Annotated in this window: 9 protein-coding genes; all 9 read left to right on the top strand. The window is 36.6% G+C overall.

What is annotated here, in order from left to right; translation table 11 throughout:
- The 9 genes from CFK40_RS14820 to CFK40_RS14780 all read left to right on the top strand — a co-directional run bounded on the left by CFK40_RS14820 (position 1) and on the right by CFK40_RS14780 (position 11,317).
- Positions 1-1,611, top strand: a complete 1,611-nt coding sequence (locus CFK40_RS14820; RefSeq protein ID WP_089533139.1) for a PucR family transcriptional regulator — start codon at positions 1-3, stop codon at positions 1,609-1,611.
- Positions 1,612-1,711: 100 nt separating this feature from the next.
- Positions 1,712-2,968 (top strand): M20 family metallo-hydrolase, encoded by a 1,257-nt coding sequence (locus CFK40_RS14815; protein WP_089533137.1) that lies wholly within the window; start codon positions 1,712-1,714, stop codon positions 2,966-2,968.
- Complete coding sequence (locus tag CFK40_RS14810) at positions 2,965-3,744, top strand: iron-sulfur cluster-binding protein (protein WP_089533135.1); 780 nt, start codon at positions 2,965-2,967, stop codon at positions 3,742-3,744. Before CFK40_RS14815 ends, CFK40_RS14810 begins: the two co-directional genes overlap by 4 nt.
- On the top strand, positions 3,744-4,658 hold the full coding sequence (locus CFK40_RS14805) for a dihydroorotate dehydrogenase (RefSeq protein WP_089533133.1): 915 nt from the start codon (positions 3,744-3,746) through the stop codon (positions 4,656-4,658). Before CFK40_RS14810 ends, CFK40_RS14805 begins: the two co-directional genes overlap by 1 nt.
- An 18-nt stretch (positions 4,659-4,676) precedes the next feature.
- Positions 4,677-6,092 carry an allantoinase AllB gene (gene allB / locus CFK40_RS14800; protein ID WP_089533132.1) on the top strand — a complete coding sequence of 472 codons (1,416 nt, stop codon included), beginning with the start codon at positions 4,677-4,679 and terminating at the stop codon, positions 6,090-6,092.
- Positions 6,089-6,832, top strand: a complete 744-nt coding sequence (nfsA, locus tag CFK40_RS14795) for an oxygen-insensitive NADPH nitroreductase (protein WP_089533131.1) — start codon at positions 6,089-6,091, stop codon at positions 6,830-6,832. Before allB ends, nfsA begins: the two co-directional genes overlap by 4 nt.
- A gap of 38 nt (positions 6,833-6,870) precedes the next feature.
- The gene (locus CFK40_RS14790; protein WP_089533129.1) at positions 6,871-8,163 is read left to right on the top strand and encodes a CapA family protein; all 1,293 of its coding nucleotides are present in this window, start codon (positions 6,871-6,873) and stop codon (positions 8,161-8,163) included.
- A 16-nt stretch (positions 8,164-8,179) separates the two neighbouring features.
- The gene (aspA, locus tag CFK40_RS14785) at positions 8,180-9,604 is read left to right on the top strand and encodes an aspartate ammonia-lyase (protein WP_089533128.1); all 1,425 of its coding nucleotides are present in this window, start codon (positions 8,180-8,182) and stop codon (positions 9,602-9,604) included.
- Between the two features lie 465 nt (positions 9,605-10,069).
- Positions 10,070-11,317, top strand: coding sequence for an NAD(P)-dependent malic enzyme (locus CFK40_RS14780; RefSeq protein ID WP_089533126.1), 1,248 nt, complete (start codon positions 10,070-10,072; stop codon positions 11,315-11,317).
- The last annotated feature ends 582 nt before the right edge of the window (positions 11,318-11,899 follow it).

Here is an 11,899-nt window from a genome sequence, read left to right as displayed (position 1 = left end):
ATGGCTATTACGTTACGAAAAGCATTAAATATAGGCGGATTACAAAAGTGTAAGGTAATTGCTGGTGAACAGGGATTAGACAAATTGATTAATTATGTAACAATCATGGAAGTGCCGGATATCGTGTATTGGTTAAAGGGAGAAGAATTATTATTAACCAGTCTATATCCAATAAAAGATGATGAACATGCAATGAACAATTTGGTTAAGGAACTGTATGATAAGGGCACTACTGCACTAGCAATTAAAACACATCGATTCATTGAACAAATTCCAGGAGTTATCTTAAAGGAAGCAGAAAAATATCAATTTCCTATAATAGAGATTCCAGAAGATGTAAGTTATTTAGATATTCTTTCGCCAGTTACGAATGTGATTTTTGATGACAAGGTAGTATTACAAGAAGACCTTGAACAAGCGTATCAGCTCTTAGATGAGTTCAAATTAAATAAGTGGGATGTCATTCAGTTTACAGACACGCTCTCACATTTGTTGAAAAACGATATTCTTATTGAGAGTTTTGTGTCCTATCTTAATACGCTTACATCAGAAAACCCATTAGAACCACTTACTCCTGCTCAAAGGAGTGAACTGGAGATAATTCAGCGCCCAGTAAGGATAACTAGATACAGGGTTTACGATAGTAGCCCTCTAGAATGTATTATAGCTCCTATAATTATGGAAGGGCAATTGTATGGAACGGTTACTAGTATTGGTGTCAAGAAGGAATATTTAGAGGTGGATTTAGCTGTTATGGAGAGATCTTCCACAATATTATCCCTTGAATTTATGAGAAAGAAGGCAACTTATGAATTAGAGCAGCAATACAAAAGTGATTTTTTTAGGGACTTACTTTTTTCGCAAATTCAGAATGAAGAGTCTATGGCGGAAAAAGGGAGACTTTATGGATTTGACCAAGAACAAGCCTATGTATTCCTTTCTATCCAATTTAATTTAGGAAAGAAAGGAATAACATCAATCGTTAATTACGTAAACCAATTAGAGGTTATTTGTGCTCAACTCGATAACAAAGCAATCATTGGAGCGGTTCAAAATGGTCTTTATCTACTTTACCCAACTAAGGATAAAAATAAAAAACGGACAAAAAGGGATATTCAAACCATATACAACGAGTTGATAAAAAGTATCCCTAAAGATTTATATATTGGGGTAGGAAGGCCAGCTAACGATATAACTGAAATTAGAGAAGGATTTAAACAGGCAAAACAAGCGGTAACAATAGGGCGCTCTATTTTTAATGAAAAATATGTTATTTACTATGAAGATTTAGGCTTTTACCGTCTTCTTTCCGAAATCAATAATACAGTAGAAATAAAGAAATTTTATGAGGAGTCAATCGGTGAATTAATTAAATATGATCAAAATCATGATCTTGAACTAATTCAAACTTTAACTACCTATTTCAATAATAATGAATCTTTATCTCAATCTGCTAAAGCCCTTTTTATTCATGTAAATACAATGAAATACCGGTTAGAACGCATTAAATTATTGACGGGGCTTGACTTGCATAAATCGGAAGAAAAGCTAGTTTTACAGATAGGATTGAAAATTCTTAAATTTACCGAAAGTGATTATCGATTTAGATGAAAATCATTTAATATTAATGTCTTTTCGGATAAAGATTTGTGCTGTGCTCTTTGGGAGAATAGAAGATAACAAAACAGAATTAGATAGAGGTGGAAGTAAGATGGATACATCTAAAGAAAGGATTCAAAATACACTTGATCAATTCAATGTTATCGGCCCCACTGAACAAGGCATTCAAAGACTTGCTTATACAAAAGAAGAAAAACGCGCTCATGAACTTTTAATTGAATTGTGTTCGCAGGAAAAAATGAACGTTCGAATCGATGAGGCTGGGAATGTCATTGCCAGGAGAGCTGGAAGGTTACCAAACGCACCTGCGGTAGCAGTAGGATCTCATTTGGATACGGTTTACACAGGAGGAAAGTTTGATGGAACAGCGGGGGTAGTTGCAGGACTCGAACTCATTCGCCGATTGAATGAAAAGGATGCAATTTCTGAAAACCCTATTGAACTTATTTGTTTTGCGGCTGAAGAGTCTTCACGATTCGGAATGTCTACAATAGGAAGCAAAGCAATGGTTGGTAAAATGACTAAGGAAGAGATGGAAAAGCTTAAAGATAAAATGGGAATTAAATTCACAGATGCAATAAAGAGTGCGGGACTTGATAAACAAAGTTTCCTTAATGCTAAAAAAGAAAAAAATGAATATAGGGCATTTATTGAGCTCCATATTGAACAAGGACTTGAATTAGAACAAAGTAACAAAAAAATTGCTATTGTCACTGGAATCGCTTCCCCAACCAGATTAAATGTAGTTGTGCTAGGTAGGGCTGCTCATTCAGGTACAACTTCAATGGAAATGCGAAAAGATGCATTAGTTGCCGCTGCACAGCTGGTTCTAGAAATTGAAAAGGCCGCTAAAAAGGAAAAGAAATATAAAACAGTAGCAACAGTTGGCGTTTTCGATGTGTCACCAGGGGCCATGAACGTCGTACCTGGAATGGTCCAGTTAAAAGTAGATATTAGAGGACTAGATAACAATTCAAAACAGCGGGTTATCACAGAAATTGAGTATCAGTGCAAATCTATACAAAGGTGTAAAGATATAGAAATAAAAATGGAAACAATCAGCAAAGAGGAGCCTGTTCATTTGGATAAAGAGATTCAAGAACAATTAAAGTGGGCTTGTGAAGATATAAAAGTAGAGGCGTTATTAATTCCAAGTGGAGCTGGTCACGATGCAATGAATATGGCTAATCTTTGTCCAACCGGTTTATTGTTCATTCCATCATATAAAGGAATTAGCCATAATCCTGAGGAATACTCGGATATAGATGACTTGGTTACAGGAGTGGACGTTTTAGAAAGAGTGGTAACTAGACTAGCGGTTACTAAAGAAAGGGGGGTCAAACAATGAAAAGTTATCAGGCTGTAGTGCTTTTAAACCGTCAGGTGAGTAAAAGATATTGGCATATGATTATAGATACCACAAAATTGAATTCTCCTGTCGATCCGGGTCAGTTTTTTCATATTCGATGTTCTGATAATCAATCTCCTTTTCTTCGTCGCCCATTGAGCGTATATAAGGTTAATGACAATACGATAGAGTTTCTATATTTAGTAAAAGGGTTAGGAACAAAGGAAATGAGCTTTATAGAAGAAAATGAAACGATTGATATAATGGGGCCGTTAGGAGAAGGTTTTCATTTAGAATCAACAGCAAGAACTATTTTGCTCGTTGCACGTGGAGTAGGCGTGGCAACATTAGCTGCGCTTGCGCAAGCAGCCTATTTTCAAGGAACACACTGTGTCGTGATTTTATCCGCCCGTACAAATGAGGATCTTCTTGCAGCTGATTTTTTAAAAGGATTCGGTGCTGACGTTTATAGTGTTACAGAAGAAGAAGGAACAAGTGCGGTGGAAAATGTTAAAGGTTTAATTGTAAATGAAATTTTTGAAAAATTTAAAATTGATAATATCTATACATGCGGGTCAAAAAGGCTTTCAAGACTGGCCCAAGAAGTAGCAGAAACTTATGATATTCCTGGTGAGATCGCATTGGAAGAGCATATGGGATGCGCTATGGGAGCATGCTTTGCTTGTGTAAGTGATATTAAAGAAGAAGGTATAGTGAAATCTGTACGGGTATGTATAGAAGGCCCAGTCTTTCCATTAAGAAAGGTGCTCTTGTAATGAAAACACAACTAAAAACGGAAGTGAATATTGGAAGCTTGTCGCTTAAAAATCCGATTATGCCGGCCTCTGGTGCATTTGGTTTAGAAATGGAGAAAGCGATCGACTTTAATCAATTGGGAGCGTTAGTCCCTAAAAGTATTACGAAATTATCTCAACCTGGAAACGTAAAGCCACGCGTGTGTGAAACAATAGCTGGGATGATTAATTCTATTGGTATTCAGAGTAAAGGTCTTGATCACTACCTTGAAGTTTCCGTTCCTGCTTTTGCTCGTTATAACGTTCCATTAATTGCTAGCGTATCAGCCGAATCTGTCGAGGAATTTGTTGAAATGTCCTCCATATTAGGAAACCACCCGAATATAGATGCTCTTGAATTAAATATCTCCTGTCCTAATTTAAAAGGAGATGGAAAAGCGTTTGGCATGGATCCCTACATTACTGAGGACTTAATTTCCAAGTCAAAGCGAGTCGCGAATGTTCCAGTAATAGCAAAGCTTACCCCCAATGTCACTAGTATCCAAGAGATAGCTATTGCTGCAGAGCGCGGTGGTGCAGATGGATTAACTGTCGCTAATACATTACTCGCCATGGCGATTGATGTGGAGACAAGGAAACCATTAATCGGTAATGTTATGGGCGGTCTTTCTGGTCCTGCAATTAAACCAATTATTGTTCGTATGATTTACCAGGTGGCAAAAGTTTGTTCTATCCCAATAATAGGCTGTGGGGGAGTTATGTCCGGTAAGGACGCGTTAGAAATGATAATCGCAGGCGCAAAAGCAGTTCAAATAGGAACGGCTAGTTTTATTAATCCAACTGCCATTACCGACATAATAACAGAAATTCACACTTATATGGATGCCCATCAAATAAATAATATAAATGATTTAGTAGGAAGTGTAGAAATATAGTAATAGGAGGAGTTTACCATGAATTGGGACTTGAAGATAGTTAATGGAACACTCGTTAGCAGTAACGGGCTATACAAAGGTAATATTTACGTTAAAGGAGGAAAAATTGCTGCTATATCTGAAAATGATTTAGCTGGTAGCACAACCGAAGTAATCAATGCACAGGGTAAGTATATTTTGCCGGGATTGATAGATACGCATATACACTCTAGAGATCCAGGCCCAACCTACAAAGAGGATTTTGCGCATTCTACACGAGCAGCCGCAGCTGGTGGTGTATCTACTGTATTCGAGATGCCTAACACAACCCCTCCTGTAAATAACTCTGGAAACTTCGACCTTCAGAAAGAGAATTTGGAGAAAAAAGCTTATGTGGATTTTGGATTATGGGGGATTTGTTTAGGCCCGTTAAACATTGCTGATATTAAGGACCTTAACCAAAAAGGTGTTATTGGCTTCAAGTTTTTTTGGGGATATGCGGTCCATCAAGAGACATTTCAATTAATGTACAACTATAAGCCGGGTATGGAAAACGTTATTGCTCCGTTTGATGATGGTGATGTGTATGAAATGATGGATGAAGTAGCGAAAACAGGAAAAATCTTTGCAGTGCATGCAGAAAGCAATGACCTCATTCAAAAGCTTACTGGTAGTGTAGAAAAGCGCGGGGGACATACGTACGAAGACTTGCTAGAAGGACGTCCTAATTTAGCAGAAGTTCTCACTGTAAGAAAAGGAATCGAAATGATGAAAGAAACCGGCGTTCGATTTCATATATTACATGTGAGTACTGGAGAGGCAGTAAATATTGTTCGAGAAACACAAGCAAGCGGATATCCGGTAACGGTCGAAACTTGTCCACATTATTTATTTTTATCCAATGAAGATTACGAAATTATAGGGCCAAAAATGAAAGTTTATCCCCCTGTTAAGTATAAACAGGATCAAGATCGTATTTGGAAGGGTATATCGGATGGTACCATTTCTCATATCTGTTCCGACCATGCTCCACATACAGAAAACGAAAAAGATGGTGATTTATGGTCAATTCCAGCTGGTATGTGCGGCGTAGAGTCAATGGCTCCGTTAATGCTTAATGCTGTAAATGACGGGAAGCTATCTATAAATGACGTGGTAAGACTCCTTTCAGAGAAACCCGCTAAGTTGTTCGGTGTTTTTCCAGAAAAAGGTTCATTGCAAGTAGGAACAGATGCAGATATAACGATAGTTGATTTAGAAAAAGAAACAATAATAAAGCGTGAGAATCTTCAAAGTAAAAGTAAAGTGACGGCTTTTGATGGGTTTAATGTAAGAGGGATGCCAGTCCGAACGATTGTTAGGGGTAGTACTATCATGTTAGATGGTGAAATTGTTGGGGAAAAAGGGTACGGACATCTGATAACTCCAAACCAAAAAGACGTGGTTCAAACGTGAATGGAAAACCGCTTAGAGATTTAATTAAAAGTCATCGGTCGATTCGGCGTTTTCTAAACAAAGAGGTGCCACAACTAATTATTAATGATCTAATTGAACATGCCAAGTGGGCTCCTTCGTCGCATAATGTTCAATCGTACAGTATCATATGTATTCGAAACAAACATACTAAAGAAAAATTGGCGGAACTATGTGGAAACCAGGTATATGTTAAACAATGTCCAGTTTTTTTTGTTTTTATTATGGACTTTTATAGACATGCCTATTTGTGCAAAAAACATAAATTTGATTTTGAAGTCCAGGAAACAGAGAACTTATTAATTGGTGCGATTGACACAGCGTTGGTTGCTGAAAACTTTCTGTTGGCAGCGCGGTCTTATGGATTAGGCGGGGTAATGATAGGTGGTATCCGTAATGAAGCGGAAGAAGTTGCTAAGCTATTAAAACTACCGAAGTGGACATTGCCAATTGTAGGAATGTGTATTGGTTATCCCGATCAACATCCACGGCAAAAACCGAGATTAGTGACGCCTGCCGTTTACCATGAAGAGTATTATAGACTTGAAGATCTTGAATCTAATTTAGATAAGTATGAGAAAATTACAGAGAGATATTATAGAGAAAGAACAAAGGGAAAAAAAACAGATGGCTGGGGAGCACAGATGTGCTTATACTTCTCCAACAAAAGAAGAGAGAAATTAACTGGTTTTATCAAACGTCAGGGCTTTGACTTAAGGTAAGGGTTAGAAAAATAAAGCTAAAAGGTAGGTATCTGAAAATGAAGATAGTTGCGACAGGAGATAGTTTTATAACCCGTCGTCTTCCCAAGAATGATCCTAACGCAATTGAATTGAAGAAATGGATGGAGTCCGCCGATGTGAGGTTTACGAATCTAGAGACGACTGCACATAAAGGTGAAGGGTTTCCTTCTGCATTTAGTGGCGGAACTTGGGCGATGTCAAATCCAAAGGTACTAGATGACCTTAAACATTATGGATTTAACCTGTATAATTGGGCTAATAATCACACGCTGGATTACTTGTATGGAGGCCTGTTTGCCACGGAAGAAGAATTAGAAAAGCGACATTTAATTCATGCGGGCGCAGGAAGAACGTTATCATCTGCTGCTGAACCTCGCTATCTCGAGACGTTGAATGGTCGGGTTGCTTTAATTGGAGCCACTTCCACATTCCATAAATCATGGATTGCAGGTGAAACAAACCGTTATATTCAAGGAAGACCAGGGGTTAATCCCTTACGCTACGAAGAAATATATTATATTACCAAATCTCAATGGGAAACACTAAAAGAAATTTCCCACGATACACATATAGATGCTAATGAAGAACTTAATGTAAAAGAGGGTTTCTCAACAGTAGAGAATAGCGATACTTTTTTATTTGCCGGAAAAAAATTCAAAATTGCGACTGAAACATATCAAAAACGCTCACCATTACCAGAGGATATAAATCGTATCACTCGGTCAATTAGAGAAGCAAATAGGCAAGCAGACTTTGTAATAGTAAGCTTACATTCCCATGAAATGAATGGAATAGACAAAAATGAACCGGCTGATTTTTTTGAAGAAGCCGCCAAGTCCTGCATTGATTCAGGGGCAAGTTGTGTTCTTGGTCACGGACCACACGTCATTCGAGGAATTGAGATTTATAAAAATAAGCCTATTTTTTACAGCTTGGGTAATTTCATTTTTCAAAATGATACAGTGACTCATTTACCGCAAGAATTTTTTACGAAATACGATTTAGATGAGCTTGCCAATATAGCTGACGGACTAGATAAAAGAAGTGATAACGGCACAAAGGGATTGGGTGTAAATCCTTTAGTTTGGGAATCGATTGTAGCAAAGATTCATTGGAAGGATCAAAAAGTAGAAAAAATTGAGTTGAAACCCACTGATTTAGGGTTTAAACAGCCAAGGTACAACAAAGGGTGGCCGAAGATTTCTGAAAATGACGCAGTTCTACAACGACTGAAAAAACTATCATCCAGGTTTGGAACCGAGATTAAAATAGAGAATAATGTAGGGTTTATTTATATGGCGATTAAATAAAGGCTTGGAGGGCAAAATGAAAAATGCTAAAGTACGTCTAGAAAAAGACTTTTTAGGTACTAAAGAGGTGCCATGTGAAGCTTATTACGGGATACAAACCTTACGCGCGGTTGAAAATTTCCCCATAACTGGTTATAAAATTCATGGAGAATTGATAATTGCGATGGCAATGGTAAAAAAAGCATCAGCTCTTGCTAATATGGAAGTGAAACGGCTTTATAGTGGTTTAGGTGTAATTATAGTGAAAGTTGCTGATGAAATAATAGATGGAAAGTGGCATGAACAATTTTTAGTTGATCCTGTCCAAGGTGGAGCAGGGACATCTATAAATATGAATATGAATGAAGTTATTGCCAATCGTGGGCTTGAATTACTAGGTGAAAAAAAGGGGGATTACGTTCACTTTAGTCCCAATTCTATTGTAAACATGGCACAATCAACCAACGACTCATTTCCGACTGCTATTCATATCGCTACTCTATCTTTGCTAGAAAAATTACTGGAAACTATGCGGAGAATGTACAAAACATTCGTGAGAAAAGCCAAAGAATTTGAACCTGTTATTAAGATGGGTCGTACTCATCTTCAGGATGCAGTCCCAATCCGTCTGGGCCAGGAATTTGAAGCTTATAGTAGAGTATTAGAACGAGATATTCAGAGGGTTGAAAAAACAGTAGGACACCTGCATGAGGTGAATATGGGGGCAACAGCGGTTGGAACAGGTTTAAATGCAAATCCAAAATATATAAAAAATGTAGTTAGCTACTTAGCAGATATTAGTGGTTTTCCATTGGTGAATGCTCAGCATCTTGTTGATGCTACCCAAAATACTGATGCCTACACGGAGGTTTCGGCAGCTTTAAAGGTATGTATGATGAACATGTCAAAAATAGCGAATGATTTGAGATTAATGGCTTCTGGACCAGGTGTTGGATTTAATGAAATCAAGTTACCTGCTCTTCAGCCTGGATCCTCGATAATGCCTGGTAAGGTAAATCCTGTAATGCCTGAACTACTAAATCAGGTGGCTTTTCAAGTTATTGGAAATGATAATACAATATGCTTGGCTTCTGAGGCTGGACAATTTGAATTAAATGTCATGGAACCAATACTAGTTTTTAATCTGCTACAATCTATTACTATTATGAACAATTCCTTTCGTGTATTTACTGATCGGTGCCTTGATGGAATTGAAGCAAATAAAGATAAACTTGAAAAGGATGTTGAAAAAAGTGTAGGGCTGATTACAGCAGTTAATCCACATCTAGGTTATGAAGTAGTTACGCGTATAGCAAGAGAGGCCATCCTAACTGGAGAGCCAATACGTGATTTATGTCTGAAATACGATGTTTTATCAGAGGAAGAACTAGAAATTATTTTAGACCCTTATGAAATGACCCACCCCGGTATTGCTGGGGAAGAATTACTAAATCGGAATTAAGAGGCTATAAGGATGGTTGTTTTTGTTTAGACAGAATCTTAAATATCTAAATTTTATAAATATTAATAAAATAATTAACTGGAAAACTATAACATAGCATCCTATTAATGAAAAAACATAGATTGTTTAACATATTAAATATGACTAACGTGTTGAATAGCCCATTTCTTTATGATTTCATTTGAACAACCACCCGATGGTTATTTATGATTATTGCATTTAGTCTATGTTTTACAGTATGTTTTTATTTACAGCTTTTCCTTAAGTATAAATGTTTCTTATAGGATCTCCGCAAGCATTTTTACGTTTGAAACATGAACTTCTAACATAAAATAGCCGGTTTACTCTAGAGAATAAGCTAATTTTAAGTTCCATTTACTTTTATAAACAAAAAGCAGCAGAATAGCTGATTAAAATAGATGTTTTTATTATTTAAAAATATAATTAGTTAGGAAGTGAATCAGGATGGGAAAATTACGGGAAGAGGCACTACACATTCATCGTGCATATCAAGGAAAACTTGAAACAAGGTCAAAAGTGAAAGTAGATAGTATGGAGAAATTAAGCCTTCTGTATTCTCCAGGTGTAGCTGAACCATGTATGGAGATTTATAAAGATAAGGAAAAGTTATATGAATATACAATGAAAGCAAATACTATAGCAGTTGTTACAGATGGTACTGCTGTACTCGGGTTAGGGAATATTGGTACAGATGCTTCCTTACCAGTAATGGAAGGGAAGGCGATTCTATTTAAAAGTTTTGCGGGAGTAGATGCTATACCAATCTGCATTAATACGAAGGATAGTGAAAAGTTGATAGAAACTGTAAAATTACTTCAATCATCCTTTGGCGGTATTAATTTAGAGGATATCAAAGCCCCCAATTGTTTTATCATTGAACAAAGATTAAGGGATGAGCTTGAAATTCCAGTTTTTCATGATGATCAACATGGCACGGCAATTGTTATACTAGCAGGTTTAATTAATGCCCTAAAATTAACAGAAAAGAATTTATCTAATATAAAAGTAGTAATTAATGGTGCTGGGGCGGCGGGAATTGCAGTTGGAAAGTTATTAAACCGACTTAAGGTAAAGGAATTAATCATTTGCGATTCCAAAGGAGCCATTTATCATGGTCGACCAAATGGGATGAATGAAATTAAGGCAGAAATAGCATTGTACACAAACCAAAATCAAAAGCATGGAACATTGTCAGAAGTGATAGAAGGAGCTGATGTATTTATTGGTGTATCGGCCCCTGATACTCTTACCAAAGAGATGATATATAAGATGAATCGTGACCCCATTATTTTTGCAATGGCAAATCCGGTGCCAGAGATTACACCAGATGAAGCAAAATTGGCTGGGGCTAGGATTGTTGGAACAGGTCGCTCTGATTATCCAAATCAAGTAAATAACATCTTAGCATTTCCGGGTGTATTTCGAGGGGCACTGGATACACGTTCTACCGTTATTAATGAAGAAATGAAACTGGCAGCAGCTTATGCAATTGCTTCATTGATTCCAGAACATGGGCTTAATGAAGACTATATTATTCCGTCACCTTTTGATTACCGTGTTGTACAGGAAGTAGCAGTTGCAGTAGCACAAGCAGCAATGAAGACAAAGGTTGCAATGAAAGAAGTGAATATTGAGGATTTGAAAAACAAGATATATCAACTATCTACTACTGAAGTTGATATGGAAATATAGTATATTTAGTATTTTTTTGAGAGAATAGTTTTTGTGAGTTCTATGTACTTGAAAGTAGCTTCAAAAGTTTTAACGTCAATCATTGTTATATCAAAAACAAAGTATTTATATGAACGTTCATTCACCTTTTTAATAACTTGAGAAGCAAAAATTTAAAACGAGTTACAAAATATGTTAGTTGAATTACTAAAGAACAAAATTCACATGTTTAAAAAAACCGAAAAAATGAGTAATTAAATTGACTAAAATGTAAAAATATTACTAGCGTATTAATCCATCTTATACAAGGTGGATTTTAATTTTGTCGGGTTCTTACTTTTACCCGTTTGAAGTCTCTACGTAGTTACGGATGTGCTATAGGATTACGGCTTTTTTGTTTTACTATATGATTGTTTGTGGTAATAATTGGTAGAAAGAAGTTGGACGTGAAAAGTCTTCGTAACAACAGATTCTCTTATACAGATAAAGGTAAGCAACTATTGCCCTGTCTTGTAAAGAATGTAAACTAGCTGTTCTAATTATTCACGCATGTAATTGGCAGCTCCTTTTTAAGTGAGCAAATAGGCAAGGTAGAGCGAGAAA

The organism is Virgibacillus necropolis (assembly GCF_002224365.1).
GTDB classification, from domain to species: domain Bacteria; phylum Bacillota; class Bacilli; order Bacillales; family Amphibacillaceae; genus Virgibacillus_F; species Virgibacillus_F necropolis.
Note: the sequence above shows the minus strand (reverse complement) of the source record. Positions and strands in the feature narration are given on the sequence as shown.